Genomic DNA, 26,905 nt, shown 5'->3' on the forward strand with positions numbered 1-26,905 from the left:
TGATTGAACAATTATGTTGAAAACAACATAAAAAAAACCACCGCCAAATTAATGGCAGTGGCTTTTTTTATATTGAAAGCAAGTTAAGATAAATTAACTGTCTTTTGATAATCCATATTTACGCATTTTTTCTACTAACGTTGTACGACGCATACCCAACATGTCAGCAGCACGTGCAACAACGCCTGATTGCGCATCTAATGCTTGGCGAATCATTTCAACTTCAAGTTCAGCCAGCATCTCTTTAAGATTTAATCCTTCAGGTGGTAAATCATTACCTAATGATGCGGTATCTGTTTCTTCAACCGCAAACATATCTGCTAACGCTTGCTGTTCTTGTTCTTCAATAGACATCATGCTGCTTTCCGGCACAAAATCAGGAAGCTGGCTATAACGGTATTTTATTGGCAAATGATTAACATCAACCATTTCACCAGGATAAAGAATCGTTAATCGTTCGACCAAATTCGCCAATTCGCGAATATTGCCCGGCCAATCATGCAACATTAATGATGCAATCGCACGTGGTGTAAAGTGGATCCGTTTAGCACCTTCTGCTTCCATACGGGTAAGCAGCTCTTGTAATAATAACGGAATATCTTCGATACGATCACGCAACGCTGGCATGTCTATTGGGAATACATTTAAGCGGTAATATAAATCTTCACGGAACAATCTCTCGGCAATCATTTTATCCAGATCACGATGGGTTGCCGCAACAATACGTACATTCGCTTTAATGGTTTGAGTGCCACCAACACGTTCAAAGCTACGTTCTTGTAAGACCCGTAATAATTTCACTTGCATCGACATTGGCATATCACCAATCTCATCTAAAAATAAAGTACCGCCTTCGGCTAATTCAAATCGGCCTTTACGGGTTGAAATTGCCCCTGTAAATGCCCCTTTTTCATGACCAAATAATTCACTTTCAAGTAAATCAGCCGGAATAGCGCCACAGTTAACAGGTACAAATGGGCCTTTGCCACGCTCAGAATGATAATGCACATTACGCGCAACCACCTCTTTACCCGTGCCTGATTCACCTAAAATCAACACGCTTGCATCACAAGCAGCGACTTGTTCAACTAAACGACGAATATCACTAATTGCTGTACTACGACCAACCATGCTTCTAAATAGCATGTTCTTACGGCCTAAAGATGGTACTTGATGAGTGCGCTTGCCTAAATATTCTTGGCAATGACGAAAAGCATCGGCGAGTTGGTTGTAATGCAGCGGAAATTTAAGATCACCAATATAATTGGGTAATTCAGCTAATAACTCATGATGGTTCGTTAACGCAACCACAGGAATTTGTGGGTACACTCTCAACATCTCAATAATACTAGTGAGTTTTTTGGTATTGGTTATTGTTCCTAGCAGACAAACACCCCACGGTTGCTCCCATAATGACACGGTTAAATCTTGTGATGACAGCGCATTATGATGCTCACCCATAAAGTTGAGGATGACACCTAAATCATGACGTTGCTGTGGGTCGTCATCAATAACAAGCGTATTTACTAAACCGTGCATAGATGGATATTGCCTTTATAAGAGTACACCCTGACGGTATATTCAATGTAGCGAACAGAACAACAATCAAGAAGAGAGTAGCTACATTGTAATTAATGTGCACCATAAGGCAAGATTTGACGTATAAAAGCTGTGACACCAATACAAATAACAATGTAATTGATCAGGTTTTATGCCAATTTAAGACTAAAAACGCAAAAAAAAATGGTTATCGGCAACTCTAATTACGGTTACCGACGCCCAAAAACAGTTAGTTTGTTTCAGTAAGATGGTGATATTCCGCTGGAATTTGGTCCCAAGCTGACTTTATTTCGCGTAGCATACCAATCACATCATCAATAGGCTGAGTGACATTTTCAGCATTAGCGCGTGAAATCTCGCTACCCATAAAATCATAAAGCGCATCAAGGTTTTTAGCGATATCACCACCATCTTCCATTGATAAACAATCACGCAAACTTAGTACAATATCTAATGCTTTGGTTAAACGTTCACATTTAACCGCAATATTACCTTGTTCCATCGCCGCTTTGCCCTGAATAAGGCGTTCTATCGCCCCAGCGTATAACATTTGAATGATACGGTGCGGTGAGGCGCTGGCGAGTTGTGCATTCACTGAAACTTGCTTATATGCCTGAAGAGAACCACGCATGTTATTATCCTTTGTTTAGTAGCGAGACATTTATCAATAAACATTGGGTTTAGAGGTTATTGTCCATGTTGTTGAATATTGCTGTAGAGCGATAATGATTTTTGACTTTTTTTCGATCGTACCAATTGCATACCTATACGATCTTTATGCTGTTGTAATAAACCTTTCATGGCCTGGGTACGAGCAACAACGTCATCAAATACCGCCCGTGATAAATCCGCATGTTTAAGCACAACTTCCACTTGCTGATGACGCAAAGCGACTAAGTTTTCAAGTTGCTGCGGAAAATCATCAGGGTAATCTTCCGCAAGTAATAACTGTTCGATTTGGTGTTCTAATTGGGTTAGTTGCTCTAATATTATGAGTGGCTGCATTAATATCCTTAATCAAACGACATCATCAAACTCATCATGCTACTGAGTTGATTATTCATCTGACCGATGGCTTCATCCATCGCTAAAAACTGTTTATAAGTACGATCTTCATAAGCGGCCATACGTTTATTAAGATCGGTCATGTCATCGTCTAGTGATTTTTGGCGCTCTTTTAACGTGTCTTCTTTAACAGACAATGAACCATCGGTTTTATCAGTAAAACTGTCTAACAGCTTATCGGCTTTAGCCAAAAAGCCACTGTCTTCTTGAGCAAAAAACTGACCGATAACCGCAAAATTTTCGCTGATAATGTCATCAAGCTTATCGCTGTCTTCTTCAAGCTCTAGTGTGCCATCACGCTGAATAGAAATACCAAAATCAGACATTTGATACAGCTTGCCATTAATCTCAATCGGCTCATTGAGTAAGTTACGCATTTGGGTGGTCACTGAACGGGTTAAGCTATCACCGTTCAATGCCCCTGCCCGATTAGGATCATCTGGTTCTTTATCTGCATCAAATCCGGTTAACTTATCAATGGTGCCCATTAAGCTGTTATAACTATCAACAAACGATTTCAGTGAATCTTTGGTGCTTTTCTCATCATTTTCGATAGTGATTTTTACCGATTTAACATCGATATCATCGGTTTCGGGATTACTTGAGCCTGAAGTACCAGTGAGCTTTTTAAGATCTAACGTCACCCCTTCAATCACATCTTCAAAGGTATTATTACTGCTGCTAACGGTAGTGAAGTTATCGATCATGATTTTGGCATCTTGCGCTGCCTGCATCTCATCAACTTTACTGTCCACCATGCCGTCTTTATAAGCAAGTGATGCTAATTGCCCCGTCATGGCAGAGGTATCAATCTCAATGGTATTTTTCTCACCGGTTTCTTTGGTTGAAAATACAATTTTTGAACCGCCGTCTTCACCAGTATTAATTAAGGTTGCGGTAACACCGGGGTTATCTTCAGCATTATTAATCGCATCAACCACTGACGATAAATCATCATTGTCTTCACCGATATTTAAGGTCATCGATTTATCACCGACCTTAATTACCATTTCACCGCTACCAAGAGAGGCTTCTGGATCAGCGCTAAATAGTTCTTTACCCATCAATTTATGTGACTGTGCCATTTGCTGAATGTTAATGTTATACACCCCGCTTTTGGCTTTAGCGGTGGCTTTTATCGATAAATAATCACTGTTATCAGACGAGGCTTTTTGACCATTAAAGGCTTCATCTTTGCCAAATTTTTCTAGCATGGACTGCATTGCACTGACAGATGATTTGACCTGACCGTAAGCACTCAGAGAAACATTAACTTGCTTTTGCTGATTGGTGATTCGATCCGATTTTGGTTTACGTTCAGCGGCAACTAATTGCTGTGTCATACCTGCAATATCTAGCCCAGATGCCATTCCGGCAGCACTTAACCCCATAGTTATGTCCTCTACACTGTTTTACTGATAGAGCCCAAAGCATGCTTGGCTAAATTTTTGTTTAACTCTAGCAATTCTTGTGCCGGAACTTGGCGAATTACATCACCGGTTTTATTATCAACAATGGTGGCTATCTGCTTGCCTGTTTCCTCATCTTGGTGGAAACGTAGACTGCGATTACATTGTTGTAATGCTTGTTCAATCTGCTTAATGCGTTCTTGCTCTGCAATAGGATCAAGCGTGAATGAATTAAGCGGATTGTCATCAAGAGGGTGATTAACATCATCAACATCCGTTAACGCTGTTATCAGTGGCAATGGCTTGCCGCTAGGTTGTAATTCACTATAAGTTGGATCAGATTTAGACTGATGAGTAGTATTAGCCGTCGCTGAAGTCGTACTATTTAGTGATGTCTGTAGCGCGGTATGTAGCCCTGTTGCAGCAGTAGTAGAGGTGATCGCCATAGCCAGTTCCTTGAGCATATTTGTTAGCGATTAAAATACAATAATGCCCTGCTGATAGTATCAACAGGGCACGATATTTAGAGCGGATTAACCTAGTAGGCTAAGTGCCGCTTGTGGAATTTGTTTTGCTTGCGCAAGGATAGAAGTACCTGCTTGCTGTAGGATCTGACCTTTAGTCATGTTGATAGTTTCAGAGGCGAAATCAACGTCTTTGATACGGCTGTTTGACGCATTAACGTTTTCGTTGATGTTAGCCAAGTTGCTCATGGTGTGCGTCATACGGTTTTGGAAAGCACCGATTTCCGCACGCTTCTCGTCCACTTGCTCCATTGCTGAATCAAGTACGTCGATAGCGTTTTGTGCACCTTCTTGAGTTGATAGATCTAGGCTTGCTACTGATTCAGTGGTTACTGTGCCACTTACTTTTGCTGCCGCTGCGCCATTTAGGCTATAATTTTCAACACCAGTATCAAACTTAGCTTTTGATAAATCGATATCGAAAGTACCAGCGACTTCAGCTTCAGCTTTTACACCATTTGTGGTTGATTCACCTTTAGGAGCAGCAATAGAAGCTCCACCTGCAGTACTTGTCGTACCGATAGTTATCTTATCTGTTGTTGCTCCAGCAATAAAGTCAGCTTTAATTTCTAATTGAGAACCATCACTTTTACCAGTAACAGCTATATTGCCGTCTTTATCTAAACTTGCTTTTATACCATCAACGGAACCATCCGTAATTGTTGCCATTTTATCGTTAATATTTTTAACGATATCAGCATTGGTTGCATCTTTGGCTACTGCTATTTTTTGACCTGCAACATCAAGGTTAAAACCTTTAGTTGCGGTATTAATATCAGATAGCGTTTGTGTTGCTTGTTCTGCATCCACAGCCGCTTTTGATTCAACATCACCATTCGTCACTTTAATATTGCTGATACCGTCAATATTATTTAGTTTGTTCTGTAAATCTTCTGCAGTCATATCTTTAGTTACTTCGATCTTATGCTCTGTGTCACCAAGCTTTAGACTAAAAGTAGTATCACCTGTTGATGAACCACCAACAAACTCATCAGCTAATGCTTTAGTTACATCTTCTACACCTGAGTATGAGCGACCAACAGAGTGTGAAGAAACATCCATCAACTCTAGGCTTTGTGTTTCATTAGAGTTAGCGCCAATTTGGAAAGATTTTGAACCAAATGAACCATCTAGTAGGTTCTGACCACCGAAACTGGTTGTATCAGCGATACGGTTCATTTCGCTTTGCAATTCACCCATTTCTTTCTGCATTGCGTCACGGTCTTTATCAGAGTTTGAACCGTTAGCAGATTGAAGAGCTAGCTCACGCATACGCTCCATGATAGTGGTTGATTCTGACATCGCACCTTCAGCCGTTTGTGCCATTGACACACCATCATTAGCGTTACGCATTGCGACGTTTAGGCCATTAGTTTGGTTGGTCAAACGGTTTGAAATTTGTAGACCGGCAGCATCGTCTTTAGCAGAGTTAATGCGCAGACCAGATGATAGTTTTTGCATGCTGTCGGCAACACTGCTGCTTGCACTGTTAAGGTTACGCTGGGCAGTCATTGCTGTTACGTTAGTATTAATTGTAATAGCCATAAAGGTGACACTCCTTGGTATGATCTTTCCCAGACGTGGTGCCGGGTTAAAAAGAGATTTAATTAACTTAGTGCTAAAGTTAACGGCACCTTTTGGCGAAGCTTTAGGATTATTTTTAGGTTTTTGTAGGCGAGGTTAACGCACACCCCATCCCCGTCATTCCCTACAGTGAGGTTACGAACGCGATAGGGAATCTACTACCCACGCGTCGTAGAGTTACTGTGATTGTAATACGGTTTTCACTGGCTTCTTTAAGGCTCAAGTACGCGTTGAGTAGATCACGGATAGCTTCAATGGTATGGACTCCCCACCTTACTGACATTGTCAGCTACAGTTATAGCGTCAACCAAAAAGGAGCCCATACCATGAATAAGCCTAGCACTATTTGTATTGATCTCGCTAAAAACGTTTTTCAAGTTGCATTGTTTAATCAACATGGAAAATTAAAGCCTAATCAAAAAATGTCTCAAGCTAAAATGGTCACATTTATAGCCCAATATCCCGCATCTATGATTTATATGGAGGCGTGTGGTTCTGCTCATTATTGGGGGCGATATTTTCAAAATAATAAGCATCATGTTCATCTTCTCCCACCTCAAATTGTCAGGATGTATCGAGCGGGTAATAAAAATGATGCAAATGATGCTCTTGCTATTTATGAAGCAGCCCAACGTCCAGACATACACTTTGTTTCAGTCAAAACAACTGAGCAACAAGATATAGCAAGTGTGTTGCATCTCAGAGAAAGTTATATAAAACAAAGAACAGCGATATCAAATCGGATTAGAGGCTTTGCCTTGGAATATGGAATAAAATTCCCGCAAAGCACCACTAAATTACGTGCTTTACTTCCTCTTGAATTGGAAGATCCTAATAATGGATTAACGTCTTCTGCCCGTTTTGTTTTACATCAGCTTCTTAATCAGCTTATTGAACTTGATAAGCCTATTCAGGAGGTTACTGATTATTTAATTGCTTATGCTAAACAGATACCAGCTTGTCAGTTATTAATGACATTAAGAGGTGTTGGCTGGATAGTTGCCAGCGCACTTTATGCTCGAATGGGCGATGCTTCAGCATATAAATGCGGACGCGATGCAAGTGCCAGTATAGGTTTAGTCCCCGCTCATTCAGGTAGTGGTGGTCATAATAAGCTATTAGGTATAAGTAAAAAGGGAGATCGAACATTACGTGCAGTGGTTGTGCATGGGGCAAGATCTGTCGTTAGTAATATCAAAGATAAATCAGATCAACTTAGTTGCTGGCTTCGAGCCTTACTTGAAAGAAATCATTTTAATAAAGTTGTTATAGCATTAGCCAATAAGACCGTCAGGATGGCTTGTGCCATGCTGAAATCAAACCAACCTTACCAAGAAAAGCTGCCTGCTTAGTAGTGCTTAGATAAGGTTGCGATGTAACATGAAGTGCAATATCTCACCAATGTAGTTGCAAGAAACCGTGGATAACGTGTAATCAAAGCAGGCAAGGAAAAATCTGAGAGGGACGACGGTGTTGATACACCTTTAACTCGTATAGAATCCTTGCAACGTGAATGAAGCCATACAGGTTCGGGGTAGCTCCCCATAAAGAAACCGAATATACGTGCACTTGCCAACACGCTTTCTCAAACTCTTGCATTACACGGGGAGTCCATATACGTCCCTCGCCTTCCGAGATGACGCATAATGGGCTGCCACAGACTCTTTGTTCTGCTCTTCCTCGAAACTCGCCCCTGCTTTTACCTATATTCTGCTCTTCCTCGAAACTCGCCCCTGCTCTTACCTATATTCTGCTCTTCCTCGCCCCTAGCAAACTCGTCCCTGCTCTTACCTCTCACCCCTAAATATAATTAAACAATGACAATTGCTTGGTTTGCCCAAACGCTTGCTGCGAGGCTTGCAATGCCATCATTTGTTGATTCATATCCATGATTGCTTTGCTGTAATCGAGATCTTCTAAGCCACTTTGCGCCTGATTTAGAGTTAACTCAAAATCAAGATGCTGTTCTAACTGGCGATCGACCTGCTGCATAATAGTGCCGACTTCTGAACGCTGTTGGTTCATATGCACAAAACCACTGTCGAGATCATCAATCACTCGTTGTAAGTTTGCTTCTGCCGCAGGGGATGAGGTTGGACGCTCTGCGTTATCAATCGCACTCTGAATCGAATCAAAAATATTGATGGTTTGAGCTGGCTTTAAGCTAATATTATCGCCACTGTTGATATCACCAAATTTTAAATTAAGGGTGGCGCTATCGGCAGCTGCAGGATCTTTATAAACGATGCCTTGTTCTGAATCATAAGCTTGATTTTCAGCGACGACTTTACCCCCAACGGTTAAGTTATATTGCATCTCTTTGGTTGTTGTACCATCGGCAGCAGAGACATCAACTTCATTGAAACTCACTTCAATAGCTTCAGCTGATCTAAAATCACTGGTAGTGGCAGATAACAAATGCAGTTTAGAGCCATCAGTTAAGCCACCAGCACCATCACTGCTTTTATCACTAAAGACTGGTCGAAAATCACCGTAGCTATTAGGAACATCCGTAAATAATTGATCGCCGGGTAAACTGGTTTTTACGTTTACTGATTTATCTATTTGCGCATAACGCGACTGGCTATCACCATGATAATCCATGCTGCCATCAGTGGCTTCCATAAACGGCTTAGTATCCGATTGATAGCCCGCAAACACATAGTTACCGGCTTCATCACGGCTATTGGCTAGTTCAAGTAAGCCATCACGCAAGCTAATTAATTCATCTTTAAATGCAGTGCGGTCATCACTTGCCATCGCACCATTAATCATACCAAGTACTTTTTGCTTGGTTGCGCCAAGGTTATCTTCAACACCAGCTATCGCGGTTTCCATGGTTTGCAGACGATTATTTGCAAGGGTGATGGCACTATTATATTGATCGATTTGAGTTAACTGTTGGCGGTAGTTTTGAATCGTTACCGATGATACCGGATCATCCCCTGCAGTTTCGACCCGTTTGCCGCTAGATAATTGACCGTTAGTTTGATTCAGTTCGCCTTGCTTACGCATTAAGTTGGAGGTCAGATTTTGGTACTGACTGGCGGTTGAGACGCGATTGATCATGACAACTCCTCGTTATACTGCGCGCATTAAGGTATCAAAGGTTTCTTTCGCCACCGACATAATTCGTGATGACGCCATATATGATTGCTGAAACTTCATTAAATTAGCGGCCTCTTCATCAAGGTTAACCCCTGATAAATTCGACACTCGCTCTGAGGCTGAATCAAAATCAAGCTGATTCACTTCACTTAATTTATCGGCATTTTTTTTGAGCATCCCAATATCAGTGGCTAAGCCTTCAAATAAATCAATCACACTTGATTTACCGTCTGCCATGGTTTTTTGGTGCTGCACTTGCTGCATCGCCAAGAAATTGCCATTACCGCCTTGAGCATTTTGAGTGCCCAGTTCAATTTCAAAGCTGTCGTTAGCTTTTGCGCCAGCAGATAAACTCATAACGGAAATTGACGAAGTAGCGCCCGTTTTAAAAGCAATGGTGGCGCCATTTTCAGCTGAATATTTATTATCTGCTAATTCAACATTGGTATTGGTTTTTAAGTCAGTAACGGTAACTTGATCGCCCGCGGCGTTTAACTGTAATTGATACCGACCTGCGGCATTATCAGACACAGCAGTCGCTTTGGTGATGGTTGCCGAGCCCAGATTAGATTCAGCCGCTATTGCTGTTAATTGACGGTGTCCCGCCAGCCCACGAGGATCGGTTAAGGCTAAACTAATATCCGCTGCACCACGACGTAAAGGTTGAATAATGGCGGTTTCCGTTTCACCCGCAATCAAAGAAGGTTGCTCATTAACGATGATTTCTAAACCATCAACCTTGGCAACAAACTTACCTTCATCATTAGCTTCAAGTTGAGTTTTATTACCTTGGTGATCAATAACCATATGGCTAATAGCTATTTTTTTATCTATTCCTTCCACAGCCTCACTGACTAATTGATAATCACCGATTTTAAGTTGATTAATATCATCAATTTTAACGCTAATATCACTGCTACTACCAAAGGGTTTAAGTGCCCGTTGTGACATCGCATTCGGACTATTAATATCATTGAACAACGCTTGTCCTTGCTGACCATTAAGATCAACCCCTTGTTGCTGAAGATCATTCATTTGCGATCCAAAGCCAAGCGCCATTTGTCCGAGTTGATCCAAACTTTTATCAATAACATCATCACGCACTGTCAGCATTGCACCTAAGCTGCCACCAATGGTGTCGCTTTTAATCGGTTTACTATTATTGCCATTAATTAACGCGATTTGTTTATTGGCAATATCCGGATCGCCATCGACTAATTTAAGTTGTGAAGCACTTACACCTGACACCAAGGTATCACCGCTACCAATGATAACTGTATTGGCTAAACTGCCTTTATCTGCCAACACGGTCACTTGCGTATATTGGGCTAATTCATTAATCAGAGTACGTTGTTGATCAAACAGATCATTACTATCATCGCTGCTAGATTGTTGCTGCAAACTGGTATTGACCGCGGCAAGTTCTTGCCCTAATGCATTCACCCGCTCTAAAGAGACACTCAATTGCTGATTAACATCAGTACGAATATTGGTTAGAGTTTCATGGGCATTATTTAAGTTCACCGCGGCTTGATTGGCATGTTCCAGTACCGTTTGACGACTACCCAGATCATTAGGATTATCAGCTAAAGAGCGCACAGAATGATAAAAATCGTTCATACTGTTAACGCTATTAACTGCACTTTTAGAGGTAAAATCATCCAGCATTGCTAAATGCTGTTGTTTAACATTGGCTTCTTCTAGTTGAGTGGTGGAAAGCGTCAGTTCGCGAGCAGCAAATTGATCATAAGCACGACTGACATTATCAATATAAGCACCAGTACCATAGTAACTATTACCATTCCACTGCGCATCATCGGCTTTTTGTTCAACAACTTGGCGGCTATATCCTGGCGTGTTGACGTTGGTAATATTATGACTTGCCACATCCAATTGTTTTTGAGATGTGCGTAAGCCACTCACCCCAATTTGCATCAAATCTACCGCCATCGCCTGTTTGCTCCCCACTAAAATTCAAACCATTATCGGCAACAATCGTGCGATAACGCTGTTGCTAACAAGCAAGATCTGAACCACTTTTAAATAAATTCTATCTTTAACGGCATTGTTTAAATAAATACTGTTAATTGGCATTTATTTACTTATACTTTTGCCGTTGCTGCCGATATAGATAAAACACCATCAAAAACAATGGCAAAACAGCCTTCAAAATAAAGGATATCGTTAATGAATATTTTACTTTCAGGACTGATTGGTTACGCAATAAAAGAAGTGGTGGTGCCACTAATCACCGATAGCGTTGATGATAAGCAAGATAAAAAACAAGTGTCTGATAAGGAAGTGGAAGGAGCGTTATTTGAGAGTAACGATCTGATCAAGATGGTATCAAGTCTAATTGATATTGTGGTGTGATATTTTTATTACGGTATTAACGATTCATTCTGCTATTGTTATCCCCCTTTGATCACTATTAACTTTGATTACCATTCCTAATCACAATAACCACGTATCACAATAAGCTCTGCACTTTTTTCATGACAGCTAACACCTTATTGCTGTAATTCGGATCAGTGGCATACCCCGCTTGATGAATTTCACGAATAAATTGCTGCGGCTGGTTACTGTGCGTTAATGCTTTTGAATAACGCGGGTTGTGCTGTAAGAAATTAACAAAATCATCAAAGCTATGTTGGTAAGAATCATAAGATCGAAACGCCGCTTGCTCTTGTACGGCAATACCATCATGAAATTCTAATGTCTTAGTGGCAACTTTTTGCCCCTGCCAACGCGGATCCGCTTTAATATTAAATAAATTATTGCTTGAACCCAGAGCATTATTAATCACCTTCTTTCCCCACCCAGTTTCTAATGCTGCTTGTGCAATCAATAATGACGGATCAGTACCTAGCGCACGTGCTGCACGCTGAGCATAAGGCTTCATATAACTCACAAATGCTTCTGCAGAGGAAAAACTTGTCGGTTCAGTTGGTTTTAGTGGTGATTCTGTGGTTATCGTTGGCTGTGTTTTGGCAATAACAGTGAGCATTGTTGGCTGTGATTGCTGCTTATCTGATGGACTCAGCTTACTAGCAGGTGACTCTGCTAATGGCAACGCAATCACATCAGTATTAATTGGACGAATTAAAAACGGCTGCGGCTGTTGTTGTGGATATAAATCTGTTGTTGGTTGGTGCTGACTATTATCTTGTTGCTCACCACCTAACTGCTTAACAATCATATCTGCCAGCCCAAGACTACCTGTGGTACTTAGCTGCGACGACATTTGTTCGTCATGCATTTGTTGATAAAATTTGCCATTATTACTGCTCATTAAATCGGATTCAAACGCACTATTGGCTTCACGCATCGATTTAAATAACATCTGCGTAAAAATAGATTCAAATTGAACCGCGGCCTCACGTAAAGAGCCTTTTTTATCCTCACCAATGCCTGCCCGTAGGCGATCAAGGCTACTTAAATCATGAATAAAACCAGGATCTATTTGTTTCATTGCCGCTCTCTTAAATATCAGATAATAATTAACTGGCCTTCAATGGCACCAGCTTGTTTTAATGCTTGTAAAATGGCCATCAAATCTGATGGTGCCGCGCCAACTTGATTGACCGCTCGCACTAATTCATCCAATGTCACTCCGGGTTCAAATTTAAACATGCGTGCATCTGATTCATTAACGGTGATCTGAGAATTAGGCACCACCACTGTATCGCCACCAGCAAAGGCATTAGGCTGACTCACTTGTGCATTCTCTTTAATTGATACCGTCATGCCACCATGGGTAATTGCCGCTGGACGTAATTTGACATGTTGTCCGATAACAATGGTGCCAGTACGTGAATTAACAATGATTTTGGCTGAGCCTTCAGCAGGATCAAATTCCAAATTTTCCACGGTCGATAAAAACGCAACGCGCTGACTGACATCACGTGGAGCACGCACACGAATCGAAGTCGCATCGACAGCTGACGCCATTTGTGGTCCTAAAAATTGATTAATCGAATCGGACATTCGTTGTGCAGTGGTAAAATCAGACTCATATAAATTAAAAGTTAAATAATCACCACGGCCAAAGGGATTTGAAACTTCTTGCTCAACCATTGCACCATTAGTGATTCGACCAACGGTAGGCGTATTACCAACAACTTTAGAACCATCTGCGCCCTCAGCACTAAAACCGCCCACCACTAAACTGCCTTGTGCAATCGCATACACTTTACCGTCAAGGCCTTTTAGAAACGTTTGTAATAATGTGCCGCCACGTAAACTTTTCGCTGAACCAATCGAAGACACGGTAATATCAATGGTCTGCCCTTGTTTAGTAAACGCAGGTAAGGTGGCATTCACCGCAACTGCCGCGACATTTTTGGTTTTAGGTTTAGTACCGACGGGTAATTGAATCCCAAAATTTTGCAGCATTGCATTAAAGGTTTGCTCAGTAAAAGGGGTAGTTTCACCAGTTCCCGGCAAACCCACGACTAAGCCATAACCGACCAATTGGTTACTCCGTACGCCAGCAACCGCTGCAACATCTTTAATACGTGCCGCCTGTACAGTTGTGGCGAAGAAAGTGAATGCCAGTAAACATATTGTCGAAATTCTCAAGCGATTCTCCAAGACAAGTTAAAACGATAAAGCAACCAACCTTATACAAAGGCGAGATGAATAATGAGATTAAAAAGTTCTATTAAAAAGCAACATTAAAAAAGCGGGATAACCAATTTTGCTGCTGAACATCTTGCCGATCGCCAGTACCTGAATATTGAATGCGCGCATTAGAAATACGGGTTGAAGCAATAGTGTTATCTTGATCGATATCATCCGGACGAATATTGCCGCTTACACGAATATATTCCTCACCGGTATTGAGCATTAACCATTTCTCACCGCGAATAACTAAGTTGCCATTACTCAACACATCAATAACTTCAACAGAAATGGAACCTTTAATGCTGTTACTTTGATCTGCCGATGTTGATCCTTCAAAGGTATTATTATTTGCCATCGCATAAGACAGGGTATAATCATGCAGAGTGACGGGTTTGCCACCCAACTCAATAGGTTTCATGTGAAGATCGGTTTTCTTATCAAGATCTGAACTGGCATTTTTCTTCGCGGTGGTTTTTTCTTCAAGCAAGATTGTCACAATATCGCCAATACCGCGCGGCTTGGTGTCATCATATAAATCTTGCGCTTGATCTTGATTAAATAACGATCCGGTTGCAGTTGCATAATGTTCAGGCTTAGCTTGCGGTCGAACCGGATTCCATGCTGGATCATTCATTTGAGCATCATCACGCGCGCGTAAACGGTCAATTAAACTCTTTGATTCAGGCTGTTTACCTTCAACAGCATCAACATTAGTCGTGGCTTTTTCAATATCACTGCCCACTGAATCTGGCGTTGACATACACCCGCTTAAACTACAAACAAGAGCAATCAATAGCCAGCGTCCATGGTGATTTGAATGTACTTTCACAGCGATTTCCTAGCTAATAAACTTATAGTTGCTGATTAACGTAACTCAACATTTGATCAACGGTTGAAATCACTTTGGAGTTCATTTCATAGACCCGCTGCGCTTCAATCATATTCACTAGCTCTTCAGTCACATTGACATTGGATGTTTCAAGCATTGATTGACGAATAGAGCCAAAACCTTCTAAACCTGGTGTACCTTCTTGCGGATCACCGCTGGCTCCTGTGGGTAAGAATAAATTTTGTCCAATCGGCTCTAAACCTGCGGGGTTAATAAAATCGGTGGTGGTTAATTGCCCTAGCACTTCATTTTCTTGTTGATCACGAATACGCGCCGACACTTCGCCATCAGTACCGACAGTAATACCCACCGCATTATCAGGCACTACAATTTCAGGTTGCACCGGATAACCGCTACCACTGGTGACTAAAATACCTTGATCGTTAATCGTAAATTGACCATTACGGGTATAACCAATATTGCCATCAGGCAGTAAGACTTGGAAAAAACCATCGCCTTCGATCATCATATCCATGGCATTATTGGTGGTTTGCGTATTACCTTGAGTAAACACTTTTTGAGTCGCAACCACTTTTGAACCTGCACCCAGCATTAAGCCACTTGGCGATGTGGTATCTTGGGTTGATTTACCGCCGGGCTGATTAATATTTTGATAAAACAGATCTTCAAAAACCGCGCGACTTTTCTTAAAACCTATGGTTGATGCGTTAGCTAAGTTATTAGAAATGGTTGAAATATTGGTTTGTTGGGCATCTAAACCCGTTTTACTGACCCACAATGCTGGATGCATGATGATCGTCCTTTAGTAATTAGCTGATACGCATCAGAGAAGAAGAAGATTTATCCATTTCTTCGGCTGTTTTCATTAACTTCACTTGCATTTCAAAGTGACGCTGTAAATCGATCATATTGGTCATTTCGGCCACCGCATTAACATTACTGCCTTCAAGCATGCCTTTAGCTAAACTGACGCTAGCATCGGCATCTAATGGTTCACGATTACCAATCACCTTAAAGAGACCATCTGTATCTTTAAACAGACTTCGATTTTCAGGTTTGACTAACTTAATACGATCAACCGTTACCATCACATCTGATGGTGCTCCCTTAGGGATTACTGAGACCGTACCATCTTGACTAATCTCAATTTTATTAATCGGCAGAGGAATAAAGATCGGGCTATCATTGCGCCCTAAAACAAGCTGACCATTACTATTTTGCAGCATGCCCATCTGATCAACGTTAAGATGTCCCGCGCGAGTATATCCTTCTTGACCACCCGCATCTTGAACAGCCAACCAACCATCACCTTGTACCGCAACATCAAGATCACGCCCAGTATTGATCATCGAACCTTGAGCAAAATCATTGCCCGTGCGCTCCGCCATAGTAAACACACGACTCGGCACTCCATCACCAAAAGCCTGCATACTACGCGCTTGCTGTAAGTCAGCACGAAAACCTGTAGTGCTCACGTTAGCAAGGTTATTGGCATGTACTCGCATGCCTTGCATATCTTGTTTTGCCCCGCTCATAGCGAGAAACAGCGCCCGATCCATTTTTTTGACACTCCTCTGTGCATTAGCCGATTTAAAGCAAAAACTACGCCAAGATGTGGATAAAGAATAACAACGGCTAAGAATTGAGAACTGAAGATACAAAAACGCCACCGATAACGGTGGCGTCGAGCGATTAATAATAATTAACGCATTTGAAATTAACGGATCTGAAGAATATTTTGTTGCAGCTGATTATTAACATCCAATGCGCGTGAGCTGGCTTGGAAGTTACGCTGGGCACTGATCAAATCCACCAGCTCTTGAGTCATATCAATATTTGATTGCTCTAGAGTGCCACTTTTGATGGCGCCAAATGAACCTTGAGATGCATCCCCCCACACCACTTCACCCGACTCTTGGGTTGCATTCCATAGCGAGCCACCAAGTTGCGTAAGCCCTTGCTCATTGGCAACTCGAGCCATCGCCACGCGACCAACAACTAAATCTTTACCGTTTGAATAAGACGCCATAATGTTACCTTCAGGATCAATATCCACTTTAGATAAATACCCTGTTGATGCACCATCAACATCCTGAAACTTACGCACTTCAAACGCCGATGCATACTGCGTTGGATCTTCATAATTCATGGTGATTGCTTGAGTGCCATCCGCACCACCCACATCAATAGCCGCCTCGGCAAAACTTTCCATCTGAATATTTAATGGTGTTCCAGGAATAGCAGCGTCAGGCGGTACTGCTGGTGTTGCTTTTAGTGGTTGTCCATTAGCATCAAACTTCATCATATACCCCAGATGACCATTTGAACCTGCGACTGAATACCCCGTAGGTAAAGACTCTGCTTTAGCATCTAATGCTTTTTCTTTACCGTTATTATCAGTCACGGTTTGGTAGACTTCCCATGTATTGGCATTAGTTGATTCTGGTGCCACGGCATTAGGATCATACTTAGCCACATAATAAGTGGTCATTTTATATGGCTTACCGAGTGAGTCATAAATAGTTGATGAGGTAGAACGACTAAATGAGTCACTATTTGCAAAATCAAATGGCTGCGTTTTAGGTGCAGTCTCTTTGTTAGGCAAGTTAAGCGAAACTTTGATATTTTTAGACGCCGTTGGCTGTCCAAATACATCATCAATTTTTAAAGATTTAGCCTCATAAGAAGCAACAGTATTTGAATCTTGATTAACAGGATAACCGAGTAAAAACTTTCCTTCCGCATTAACTAATTCATTTTCATTGTTTAACTGAAACGCACCATTACGGGTTAAATTACTGTTTGCAGCTTCATTTTTATTATCTGCCACCGCAAAAAAACCCGCACCAGATACTCGTAAATCTAATGGGTTATTGGTATAAATGCTTGAACCTTCATGGAACTGTTGTGCCACGGTTGAAGTTTGTACACCACCACCCGTCGTGGTTTTAGCGTTTGAGAAGATGGAATTAGAATACACATCCCCAAACTCTGCCCGTGACTCTTTAAAACCAAAAGTATTGGCGTTAGCAATGTTATTACTGGTGGTATTTAAATCCTTTTGCGCAGCACCCAAGCCACTTAATGCGATATTCATGCTCATCGTAAATTATCCTTGTTGTGTACTAAGTGGTGCCGCTGATTGTGCACTTTTACCGATTTGTAAAACTTCGGCTAAGTTGACAGGTTTGGTCACCCCCGCCAGATTTAACATTACTTTGCCGTCACTATTACCTAATAAAACACTGTTAACATTAGCGTGAGTTAATACTTCAAATTGTTGGCTTTCGCCGCCAACAGTTCCCGATACCGAAAAGTTATATTTGCCTTGTGGCATCACATTGCCAGCATCGTCTTTTCCATCCCATGCAAACGGATGTTCCCCGGCTGATTTTGCGCCAAGAGTAATAGTTTTTACTAATACGCCTTGCTCATTTTCAACCCGCAGAATGGCGTTATCGACCCCTTGTTGCATGCGTACCATGCCCGCCATTTCACCGTCATGGTTTTTCAATGCCGATGCACTTGGAATAAGCACATCTTGTCCAACTAACGATGAGGCTTGCAGCGCTTGGTTTGATGTCATAGCACTATTGAGTGAACCAAATTGCTCATTCATTTTATTGATACCATCAACGGTAGCAAAAGACGCCATTTGAGCGATCATCTGATCATTACCCACAGGCTTAAACGGATCTTGTTGCGCTAACTGTTTAGTTAACAACGATAAAAAATCGTCTTGTTTTAATTGATTAGTGCCCGTTGTAGGTTGTTCTTGGGCAATCTTTTTATCTTGCATGCCTTTTAACTGGTCAAGATAAGAAAGAGATTGCCCGGCACCGTTAATGGTTGTCATAACACAAACTCCTTAGCTTATTTGCCCATCTGCAAGGTTTTCATCAGCATTTGCTTACTTGCATCCGCCACTTGAACATTATTTTGGTAAGAGCGTGATGCGGAAATCATATTCGCCATTTCTTCCATCACATTGACATTAGGTTTATAAATATAACCAGCACTGTTCGCCAATGGATGCTCAGGATTATATTCCGCACTTAATGGCTCATTACTTTCAACAATCCCCTGCAGTTGTACTGGCACGCTAGCATCGCCTTGATTAGCACTATCAAGCGCTGCCGCAAAAATAGGGTAACGCGCTTTATAAGTTTCTTGCGCTGAGCTACTGACACTGTTGGCATTGGCTAAGTTACTAGAGGTGGTATTAAGTCGTACTGATTCAGCACTCATGGCAGAACCGGTCACATTAAAGATATTAAATAAACTCATCCATTATTCCCCTTTCAATGCCTTGGTTAAATTCTTAAATTTAGAGCCTAAAAAATCGAGCGATGCTTGATATTCAATACTATTCTGCATAAATAAATTTTGTTCTAATTGCGCATCAACAGTATTGCCATCACCAGTATCAGGCTGAGTTGGCACTCGATAAAGTTGTTCGCCATTGGCGGCTGGAGAGGCAGTAATATGCCGCCCATTGGTACGATTAAGGCCAACATTTGCCCCTGCGGTTGCCGATTGCAGGACGCGGCTAAAGTCGATATCTTTTGCCTTAAAGCCTGGAGTATTAACATTCGCAAGGTTGCTCGCTAATGTTTCTGCACGTGTTGCTCGTGCACCAACGGTATACTGATGAATACCTAATGCTTTATCAAAAGAAATCGACATACTTTGCCTCTACGGTGTTATTTACTGTCACAGTGACAACAGCAGTAAAGCAAAGACAATGCCAAGATGGAAAAGGGAGGAGGAAAAAATAGGAATAGCAGGAATAGCAGGAATAGCAGGAATAGCAGGAATAGCATACAAGGTCTAGTTCAGGGGTTCGAATCCTAAAATCCTTGAATCCTCGCCCCTAAATCACCTGCTCTTGCTATTATTTCAATTTATAAATAATACCGGGATTACAACGTACCATTTCAAACCGATCGCAGAGTCCGGTTAATGATTCAGAAGCACCCAGAAATAAGTAACCACCAGGGTTTAAACTGGCTGCTAATTGATTTAACACTTTTACTTTGGTTTCAGGTGAAAAGTAAATGAGTACATTACGGCAAAATATTACGTCAAATTTACCCAATAGAACGTAGCTGTCTTTTAAATTTTGAGTCCGAAAATTAACCAGCTGTTTTACGCGTTGGTTAACTTGCATGCCACCACTAATATGTGATTCAAAAAATAGTCTTCGACGTTCAACAGATAAACCACGACTTAGCGCCAGGTTGTCATATACCCCTTCACGACACATATCAAGCATGGTCTGTGAAATATCGGTCGCAGTGATCTGAATGCTGGGTAATAGCCCCGGTCGTTTCAATTGCTGTTCTAAAATAGTCATCGCCATTGAATACGGTTCTTGTCCTGACGAACTTGCCGCTGACCATATTTTTAATGGCCTTCTGTTGGCTGCAAGTTCAGGTAAGATCTTATCGGCTAAAACAGTAAAAGGATAACTATCACGAAACCACAGTGTTTCATTCGTTGTCATTGCATCTATCAGTGCAACCCGTAATTCTCGATTACGCCCTTTCAATGCGCCTTGCAATAAATCAGACAAAGATGGCAACCCAAAACGTTTAATGAGAGGACTTAAACGACTTCGCACTAAATATTGCTTACTGTCCCCCAAAACAATGCCACACTGTGCTTCAAGAAAATGACAAAAGTCATAATAGTCTTGATCATTTACCGTTAATGTTGTCATCAATTACTCTTTCTTGTTTTTGTCGTTTATTGCATATTAAATAGATTTATTATTTAGAACTAACGCAAGCAGCAGTCGCTGTGGTCATGGCATTTTTTACTGCTCGACCTAGCTCATCAGGATTAAATTTAGGAATAAAGGCATTAGCACCCACACGTTCAACCATCGCCTGATTAAAGACCCCACTCAGTGAAGTATGTAAAATAACATGCAGATCTTTTAACGCGGAATCATTACGAATCGCAGCCGTTAAGGTATAACCATCCATTTCAGGCATTTCAATATCTGATATCACTAAAGCTAGTTGTTGATAAATACTGTCTTTTGCAGCCATGGTTTGTAATGTTCTAAAGGCTTCTTTACCGTCTTTCACACAAATGCAATCACAACCGATAGATTCAATCGCACGCTGCACTTGCTTACGCGCTACCATGGAGTCATCGGCAACGAGTACCGTTTTTACTGTTGGTGTTATTAAGCTAATTTCATTCAGTAATTCACTCGATAACCGAGTATCAACAGGTGAAATTTGATCAAGGATCTTTTCTACATCAAGAATTTCTACCAGTTCATTATCAATTTCAGTGACGGCTGTAAGGTAATTATTTCGTCCTGCGCCTTTTGGGGGTGGTAAAATCGCCTCCCAATTTATATTCACAATTCGCTCAACTGCTGACACTAAAAAGCCCTGCACCGAGCGGTTGAATTCAGAAATGATAATAAAACAATTGCTGATATCTTCGACAGGTCGTCCGCCTGTGGCAAGGCTCATATCTATCACTGATATTGTTTGTCCTCGAATATAAGCGATACCTTTAACAAACGGATGTAAATTCGGCATCGATGTTAACTTAGGACACTGTAAAACTTCTTTAACTTTAAAGACATTAATCCCATATCGCTGACGCCGATTAAGTCGAAAAGTAAGTAATTCTAATCGATTTTGTCCTACCAACTGCGTACGTTGATTAACGGAATCTAAAATGCCTGACATGTGAAAGGGTTTCCTGTCTGAAAATATTAACAACACCAATACAAGCAATTTTTCAAATAATTACTTATGATAAGCCGCTTAATAACCGCATGATTACCACCGACAGAGAGCATAACGCCGTGATCACTCATCGATATTTAAACTTAATTTGCATTATTATCGGCAGTTTGTTGCTGAACTTTAGTATTAATGTTCATGCCACATCTATCTCACAACAAAGCCTTATTCAGCAAACAGCAGCAGAGCATATAAAACGTTCGTTAGCGCCATCTGATTTTGGTAGTGTTAATATTACCGCTGCAACATTAGATTCTCGATTACGGTTTCCTACCTGCTCAAGTCCCCTAGTAGCAACCACGCCGGGTAAACAAACGTTATCAGGTAATGTTACGGTACTGGTACAGTGTAATAGTGAAGATTGGCAGCTCTATGTGCCGGTTAATGTTCAACAGACTCTGCCACAAGTGATCGCCACCACCCACCTCGGCCGTGGCGCTTTACTCAGTGCTGCTAACGTAAAAGTTGCCATGGTGGAAAGCCGCTTTCAACGTGGTGTCAGCTTTAATGATCCTCAACAAATTATTGGTTCAAAAGTAAAACGTACCGTGAAAGCAGGTGATGTCATTCAAGCAAATGATATCTGCTTAGTGTGCCGCAATGACAGTGTGTTAATTCGAGCCGGGCAAACAGGATTAGCCATAGTTACCACCGGCAAAGCATTATCAGATGGGGCTATTGGTGATGAGATTCGCGTGCAAAATAGCAAATCAAAGCGAATCATTGATGGGGTCATTACAGCGGTAGGAGAAGTCTCGGTAAAATATTAACAACAACCGACAATAGGCGGCTAAAAATCAAAAATAATACATCATAATATTTTGGTATTCGTAAACAAAAAAAGCTAAAGTTTATAGTCTATACGTCGATAATTGACTATAACGCTATTGGCATCGACAGGTACTACATTATGACAAACATTGATCATCTTCGTGGTGGGCAACCACTAAATACAGCTCGTACGGTTAACCATACCAAAACGGCAACAACAAATACGCCATCAACCACTACAATTGAACCGCAACACGACGCGGTATCTTTAAGTTCTCAAGGTAAAGCGGTTGGTCAAATTCATCAACAATTAGCAGCAGAAACCAGTTTTGATGCCGCAAAAGTTGCTGAAATAAAACAAGCCATCGCTAATGGCAGTTATACTATTGATGCCGACAAACTCGCTAATAATATAATCAAGTTTGAAGATGAACTTAACGATCTTTAATGCTGTTCTTATTAAGAACTGATGTTATTAATAGACTAATATTATTGCGCATTCACTGTAAGGATCTTGGTTATGAAACACACTATTGAGCAATTGCTTGAGCTTCAACACACGGCTTTGGTCTCTCTTGCTGAATTACTCAACCAAGAAAAAACAGCCATAGCTCATCGACGAGCGTTAGAAATAGAGCAATTTGCAAAAGAAAAACTGACACTGATCAATAGTATTCAACAACATGATTATCTTATTGCTCATCATTCACAGCGGCAACAATTACAAGACGATGCATTACTCGGTCAGCATGTTGAAGAAATTCAACAGCTCGTGACATTATGTAAACAACGTAATGACATCAATGGCGAAGTATTACAACGGGCGCAATTAAGTTTTCATAAACTCAATAACCTATTTCAACAAAGTCGAGGTCGCCACCAGATGACCTATAATTGTGATGGTAAGGCGCAGAATGTTCGCTCATTAGGCACCAACCTTAAAGCCTAATAGTTAAAACATCACTTGTTGATTATTGGGTACATGAAACACTTCGCCGTGTTGCTTCATACGTTCCATTAAGCCTAAATTTAATTCCATTTCAGTTACATAGCTATCACCTACAGGATAACTACGGATCACTTTGGCCCCTCGAATAATACCATCAACAGCACCATTCGTATTTTCAGGGCCTAGTTGCTGATTTGATAACGATGTTGTTGCTGAAATTCGTAACCCATAAATTTGTTCTGATAATTCACGGTACGCATCCACTTTTGATGCACGCATTGCCCGTAAACTTTTTTCTTCTTGAGTACGCCCATTTTGCTCACTAATTGACGCGTAACCAACGGCAAATACTCTTTCATTACTATTGGTTAAATTCGGGTGAGTACCACTATTTGAAGAAGAACACCCAGATATTAAGATTAATAACACCATTATTAGCCATTTAGTCATCACGGTTATCCTTAAGGTCGTAACACAATATTATTGGTAGTAGGCTGTTGTTGTTCCGTTCGAATAATCACCCCATTACGGATTTGAATCTTATTCATAAAATCCAAATCACGCCCAATACGCTCTGCGGGTAAAAAGCCTTGTGCCGTGGCAATAACAACATGCGATCGCATTCCGATGATTCTTGCATTCACAAGCACACCGCCGCTTTGACGTAACATTGTCCCCGTTAGCACATAATCAACCGGCTGTTGCGCTGACAATTCTTGCCAATTACGACTAATACTAAAATCACCATTACGTGTTACTTTAATCACCCCTGTTGATTTGTAATCAACGACCGTAAATCCTCGTTGCTGCATCTGAAACATAAAATTTTCACTAACCACATTACCCAACCAATTAGTGACCCCCATATCTTGCAGATCAACAAACGACGTCACAGCCAAAGGCGTACTTGCAGTTAAATATTGATTGGACTCAATAAGTTGATTTGTGAGTCCTTCAACAAAATAATCGACCGTATGACGAGGCGTCGTTGTTAGCGAATACCCCGCTGAAGAAAATGGTTCTTTACCGTTATAAACTTGGGGTCCTGTACAAGCTGTTAATAGTAGCGCACACACCACCAGTATAAATTTGTTCATTGTTGGTCACTCTTGCTACGTGTGATAAGGGATATATCGTTCACGAATACAATTTCTTTAATGAGAAGCACCAATTGGGAACACTCTTTGCATTCCGTTGTGGTTATGTCCTGATCAAAGCAAAAAACATACCTAAATTGGCCTTTTATGAATAAAAAATTATTACTCTGTTTAAGTGCGTTATGGTTGTTCGTATCACACTCAAGTCATGCCCAATGGGTACAGGTGACAGGTGAAGCTAACATTCTTGAAAGTAAAGCGACCGCACGCGTCAATGCCTTAGAAAATGCGGTCTTTCAAGCAATGACATTTACGGGAGGTGAGATTGCCAGCCTACCGATGCTTAAAACTTATTTGCAAGAAGATCGGCAACAATACCGTTTTAGCGGTAATGAAATTCGACATATTAGCGTGCTAGAACAGAAAGATGCTGGCGGCAAAATGTATGTTACAGCCAGAATAGATATTTACCCATCGGCAAAAAGTTGCCACAAGGTACAATATAAGAAAGGATTATTACTGGGGAAATTTTCACTCGCGGAGCCACAACAAGCAGCGATGGGCAGTATTTATCAGCTAGGGGATGATTTTTCAAAGGTCTTACAAAAAAATATTCAGCAACGTTCGCAAAGTTTTTTAGTAACAGGTGTAACCCAAGTGCCTGTTAGTGCTAACCATGCAGATGCGATGATGATGTTAGCTGAAGATAATGACGCACAATATTTGGTCAGTGGTGAGATCACGGATATTTCCGCTACCGTTGATGATCATCTATTACAACCCAACACCATTAATCGTCAATTTGCGTTAACTCTTAATATAATGGACGGTAAAACAGGTGAGACAATCTACCAAAATAGTTACCGTGATATTGGTTTATGGCCCTTTGCTCGTACAAGTTATGTTGATACTAAAACGGCACGTTTTTGGGTATCACCGTATGGGCAAAGTATTCAACGCGTCACTCAAAATATGATGTTAGATATTGAAAGTGCCCTTTCATGCCGCGCTAGCCTGCCTGAAATAATTAATATCCATCAAGGCGTCGCTCAAATCAATGTTGGTCGAGTACATGGGGTTCACAACGGTGATCAACTTAAATTATGGCACAGCGCAGGGTTTATCGATCAGAAAGGTATTCCACGCAACCGTATGGTTGAAACAGCGATCACACTTACCGTTAATCGAGTCTATGAAAAGTCTGCAGAGCTTAGTGTTAATCAACCACAACTGACATCTAGCATTCAACCTGGCGATTTACTGACCAAGCAGTTGAATCAATAACACTATTTTCTTAAACTCTGTTGATTTTCGTGTACACTGTGCGAACGCTTCCTTAGCTCAGATGGATAGAGCGTCCCCCTCCTAAGGGGAAGGCCGCTGGTTCGACTCCAGCAGGGAGCACCATATTAAATAAAGGCTTAGTGATCATTGATTACTAAGCCTTTATTGCTTCTAGGATAAATTAATCAGCTTTCACTTTATTCGTCTTAATCCCTAAGACGTTACGTACAAATGCTACAATGCGGAAAATATGACTAATTGCAGTGAAGTAACATACAAACATCACTAAGAAAGCAACAAACATCGTTGACTCAGCAATACCTAGATAGTCAGCCCATAAACCAATAACCGAACACGCCAATGCCATTGAACAAATCGTCAATAATGTTTGACGAGGTGATAATCCAAGTCGCTGGAAGATGTGGTGTAAATGTTCACGATCGGGTTGAAATGGTGACTGGCCTTTACGAATACGACGGATCATAATCGTCGCCATATCCATTAATGGAATCGCAATTAACCATAGCGCAGTAACGGGTTTAAAAGCATATAACTCGGGATCTTGGGTTGCTTTTATCAGTAACCATACAACTGTAAAACCAATAAACATACTACCGGCATCACCCATAAAGACCTTAGTTCTAGAGCCAAAAGGAATACCAAGATTAAGCATGATATAAGGAATAATAGCAGTCACAATTAAGCCACAAACCGTCCCTAAATATGTATTGCCCGATAAGAAAAACACCACACCTATAGAGCCAATAGTTACCGCTGCTAATCCACCTAATAAGCCATCAATACCATCAACCATATTAAATGCGTTAATTGCACCAATAACACCAATAACAGTGATTACATAGCTAGCAAAAACAGATAATTGAATGGTTTCACTGCCCATTAAAAAGCCAAGATTGTGGAGGCTATGGCCACCAATTACAATCATAGCGATAGAAATAGCTGCTTGGACAATTAATCGTATTTTAAAACTAATGTCTAAACGATCATCAAATGCACCAAGAATAATAAGCACTAGAGCAGAGCCTAAATATAAATATAAATCACGGGTGTGAGGTAGAAATGACAAAAAGGTAACAGATATGGCCGCAAATATAGAAATACCACCAATTAAAGGAATTGTACCTTTATGATGTTTTCGTTCATTAGGTTTATCAACTAAACCCACTCTTTTGGCTACAACTCTCATCACAAATAAAAAAATCAATGATGAGATAAAGATAAAACAATATCCAATAAACATAATAAACACTTTTTTAAATCTTATACATTCCGAAAATAAAAAAG

General features: G+C 40.9%; 28 protein-coding genes and 1 tRNA gene. 7 read left to right on the forward strand and 22 right to left on the reverse strand.

All coding sequences use genetic code 11. The features are described 5' to 3' along the window. Positions 1–93 precede the first annotated feature (93 nt). From ACJZU6_RS12235 to ACJZU6_RS12260, 6 genes are all read right to left on the reverse strand, one after another. Positions 94–1,539 carry a sigma-54 dependent transcriptional regulator gene (locus ACJZU6_RS12235; protein ID WP_080156986.1) on the reverse strand — a complete coding sequence of 482 codons (1,446 nt, stop codon included), beginning with the start codon at positions 1,537–1,539 and terminating at the stop codon, positions 94–96. Positions 1,540–1,789: 250 nt separating this feature from the next. Continuing rightward, positions 1,790–2,191 carry a flagellar export chaperone FliS gene (gene fliS / locus ACJZU6_RS12240; protein WP_080156987.1) on the reverse strand — a complete coding sequence of 134 codons (402 nt, stop codon included), beginning with the start codon at positions 2,189–2,191 and terminating at the stop codon, positions 1,790–1,792. Between the two features lie 56 nt (positions 2,192–2,247). Further along, positions 2,248–2,565, reverse strand: a complete 318-nt coding sequence (locus ACJZU6_RS12245) for a flagellar biosynthesis protein FliS (RefSeq protein WP_080156989.1) — start codon at positions 2,563–2,565, stop codon at positions 2,248–2,250. Between the two features lie 8 nt (positions 2,566–2,573). Further along, the gene (fliD, locus tag ACJZU6_RS12250; protein ID WP_408900350.1) at positions 2,574–4,016 is read right to left on the reverse strand and encodes a flagellar filament capping protein FliD; all 1,443 of its coding nucleotides are present in this window, start codon (positions 4,014–4,016) and stop codon (positions 2,574–2,576) included. An 11-nt stretch (positions 4,017–4,027) separates the two neighbouring features. Then, positions 4,028–4,480 (reverse strand): flagellar protein FlaG, encoded by a 453-nt coding sequence (locus tag ACJZU6_RS12255; protein ID WP_408900351.1) that lies wholly within the window; start codon positions 4,478–4,480, stop codon positions 4,028–4,030. An 87-nt stretch (positions 4,481–4,567) separates the two neighbouring features. Further along, positions 4,568–6,103, reverse strand: coding sequence for a flagellin (locus ACJZU6_RS12260; RefSeq protein WP_408900352.1), 1,536 nt, complete (start codon positions 6,101–6,103; stop codon positions 4,568–4,570). A 365-nt stretch (positions 6,104–6,468) separates the two neighbouring features. Between ACJZU6_RS12260 and ACJZU6_RS12265 the strand changes: the two genes are divergently transcribed. After that, positions 6,469–7,494 carry an IS110 family transposase gene (locus ACJZU6_RS12265; protein WP_408900353.1) on the forward strand — a complete coding sequence of 342 codons (1,026 nt, stop codon included), beginning with the start codon at positions 6,469–6,471 and terminating at the stop codon, positions 7,492–7,494. A gap of 448 nt (positions 7,495–7,942) precedes the next feature. Here the strand turns inward: ACJZU6_RS12265 and flgL are convergent, their stop codons facing one another. Both flgL and flgK read right to left on the reverse strand, forming a co-directional pair. Continuing rightward, a complete protein-coding gene (gene flgL, locus ACJZU6_RS12270; protein ID WP_408900354.1) occupies positions 7,943–9,211 on the reverse strand; it encodes a flagellar hook-associated protein FlgL in 1,269 nt (422 codons plus the stop codon). Positions 9,212–9,223: 12 nt separating this feature from the next. After that, entirely contained in the window at positions 9,224–11,200 is a 1,977-nt protein-coding gene (gene flgK / locus ACJZU6_RS12275; protein WP_408900355.1) for a flagellar hook-associated protein FlgK, read from the reverse strand. 237 nt (positions 11,201–11,437) lie between these two features. On the opposite strand from flgK, the gene ACJZU6_RS12280 reads away from it, so the two are divergent. Further along, on the forward strand, positions 11,438–11,623 hold the full coding sequence (locus ACJZU6_RS12280; protein WP_408900356.1) for a flagellar hook protein: 186 nt from the start codon (positions 11,438–11,440) through the stop codon (positions 11,621–11,623). Between the two features lie 97 nt (positions 11,624–11,720). On the opposite strand, the gene flgJ is transcribed toward ACJZU6_RS12280, so the two are convergent. The 11 genes from flgJ to ACJZU6_RS12335 form a co-directional block, all read right to left on the reverse strand. After that, complete coding sequence (flgJ, locus tag ACJZU6_RS12285; protein WP_408900357.1) at positions 11,721–12,722, reverse strand: flagellar assembly peptidoglycan hydrolase FlgJ; 1,002 nt, start codon at positions 12,720–12,722, stop codon at positions 11,721–11,723. A 17-nt stretch (positions 12,723–12,739) separates the two neighbouring features. Further along, on the reverse strand, positions 12,740–13,831 hold the full coding sequence (locus tag ACJZU6_RS12290) for a flagellar basal body P-ring protein FlgI (protein WP_080157003.1): 1,092 nt from the start codon (positions 13,829–13,831) through the stop codon (positions 12,740–12,742). A gap of 82 nt (positions 13,832–13,913) precedes the next feature. Continuing rightward, positions 13,914–14,636 (reverse strand): flagellar basal body L-ring protein FlgH, encoded by a 723-nt coding sequence (locus ACJZU6_RS12295; RefSeq protein WP_107275434.1) that lies wholly within the window; start codon positions 14,634–14,636, stop codon positions 13,914–13,916. Positions 14,637–14,727: 91 nt separating this feature from the next. Then, a complete protein-coding gene (gene flgG / locus ACJZU6_RS12300; protein ID WP_080157004.1) occupies positions 14,728–15,516 on the reverse strand; it encodes a flagellar basal-body rod protein FlgG in 789 nt (262 codons plus the stop codon). Between the two features lie 19 nt (positions 15,517–15,535). Beyond that, positions 15,536–16,285: a flagellar basal-body rod protein FlgF gene (flgF, locus tag ACJZU6_RS12305; protein ID WP_408900358.1), complete on the reverse strand. Its 750-nt coding sequence runs from the start codon at positions 16,283–16,285 to the stop codon at positions 15,536–15,538. A gap of 158 nt (positions 16,286–16,443) precedes the next feature. Next, a complete protein-coding gene (gene flgE, locus ACJZU6_RS12310) occupies positions 16,444–17,829 on the reverse strand; it encodes a flagellar hook protein FlgE (protein WP_408900359.1) in 1,386 nt (461 codons plus the stop codon). A 6-nt stretch (positions 17,830–17,835) separates the two neighbouring features. Continuing rightward, entirely contained in the window at positions 17,836–18,582 is a 747-nt protein-coding gene (gene flgD, locus ACJZU6_RS12315; protein WP_080157009.1) for a flagellar hook assembly protein FlgD, read from the reverse strand. A gap of 17 nt (positions 18,583–18,599) precedes the next feature. Then, positions 18,600–19,013 (reverse strand): flagellar basal body rod protein FlgC, encoded by a 414-nt coding sequence (gene flgC / locus ACJZU6_RS12320; RefSeq protein WP_045036601.1) that lies wholly within the window; start codon positions 19,011–19,013, stop codon positions 18,600–18,602. Between the two features lie 3 nt (positions 19,014–19,016). Continuing rightward, complete coding sequence (flgB, locus tag ACJZU6_RS12325; RefSeq protein ID WP_080157011.1) at positions 19,017–19,412, reverse strand: flagellar basal body rod protein FlgB; 396 nt, start codon at positions 19,410–19,412, stop codon at positions 19,017–19,019. 208 nt (positions 19,413–19,620) lie between these two features. Further along, complete coding sequence (locus ACJZU6_RS12330) at positions 19,621–20,448, reverse strand: CheR family methyltransferase (protein ID WP_408900360.1); 828 nt, start codon at positions 20,446–20,448, stop codon at positions 19,621–19,623. Between the two features lie 49 nt (positions 20,449–20,497). Then, the gene (locus ACJZU6_RS12335; protein ID WP_080157016.1) at positions 20,498–21,442 is read right to left on the reverse strand and encodes a chemotaxis protein; all 945 of its coding nucleotides are present in this window, start codon (positions 21,440–21,442) and stop codon (positions 20,498–20,500) included. A 119-nt stretch (positions 21,443–21,561) separates the two neighbouring features. On the opposite strand from ACJZU6_RS12335, the gene flgA reads away from it, so the two are divergent. The 3 genes from flgA (at position 21,562) to ACJZU6_RS12350 (ending at position 23,219) form a co-directional block, all read left to right on the forward strand. Then, positions 21,562–22,269 carry a flagellar basal body P-ring formation chaperone FlgA gene (gene flgA, locus ACJZU6_RS12340; protein ID WP_080157017.1) on the forward strand — a complete coding sequence of 236 codons (708 nt, stop codon included), beginning with the start codon at positions 21,562–21,564 and terminating at the stop codon, positions 22,267–22,269. A 140-nt stretch (positions 22,270–22,409) separates the two neighbouring features. After that, on the forward strand, positions 22,410–22,718 hold the full coding sequence (gene flgM / locus ACJZU6_RS12345; RefSeq protein WP_297479146.1) for a flagellar biosynthesis anti-sigma factor FlgM: 309 nt from the start codon (positions 22,410–22,412) through the stop codon (positions 22,716–22,718). Between the two features lie 72 nt (positions 22,719–22,790). Further along, complete coding sequence (locus ACJZU6_RS12350) at positions 22,791–23,219, forward strand: flagella synthesis protein FlgN (RefSeq protein WP_080157021.1); 429 nt, start codon at positions 22,791–22,793, stop codon at positions 23,217–23,219. Positions 23,220–23,222: 3 nt separating this feature from the next. On the opposite strand, the gene ACJZU6_RS12355 is transcribed toward ACJZU6_RS12350, so the two are convergent. Then, positions 23,223–23,669, reverse strand: a complete 447-nt coding sequence (locus ACJZU6_RS12355) for an LPP20 family lipoprotein (RefSeq protein ID WP_080157022.1) — start codon at positions 23,667–23,669, stop codon at positions 23,223–23,225. Between the two features lie 11 nt (positions 23,670–23,680). Then, positions 23,681–24,316 (reverse strand): FlgO family outer membrane protein, encoded by a 636-nt coding sequence (locus ACJZU6_RS12360; RefSeq protein ID WP_080157024.1) that lies wholly within the window; start codon positions 24,314–24,316, stop codon positions 23,681–23,683. Between the two features lie 147 nt (positions 24,317–24,463). Between ACJZU6_RS12360 and ACJZU6_RS12365 the strand changes: the two genes are divergently transcribed. Next, on the forward strand, positions 24,464–25,600 hold the full coding sequence (locus ACJZU6_RS12365) for a flagellar assembly protein T N-terminal domain-containing protein (RefSeq protein WP_408900361.1): 1,137 nt from the start codon (positions 24,464–24,466) through the stop codon (positions 25,598–25,600). Positions 25,601–25,646: 46 nt separating this feature from the next. Further along, positions 25,647–25,723 (forward strand) — tRNA-Arg (locus ACJZU6_RS12370). A gap of 58 nt (positions 25,724–25,781) precedes the next feature. Here ACJZU6_RS12370 and wecA read toward each other — a convergent pair. Beyond that, the gene (gene wecA / locus ACJZU6_RS12375) at positions 25,782–26,861 is read right to left on the reverse strand and encodes a UDP-N-acetylglucosamine--undecaprenyl-phosphate N-acetylglucosaminephosphotransferase (RefSeq protein WP_408900362.1); all 1,080 of its coding nucleotides are present in this window, start codon (positions 26,859–26,861) and stop codon (positions 25,782–25,784) included. Between the last annotated feature and the right edge of the window lie 44 nt (positions 26,862–26,905).

This window comes from Photobacterium piscicola, from assembly GCF_046058925.1.
Lineage (GTDB): Bacteria > Pseudomonadota > Gammaproteobacteria > Enterobacterales > Vibrionaceae > Photobacterium > Photobacterium piscicola.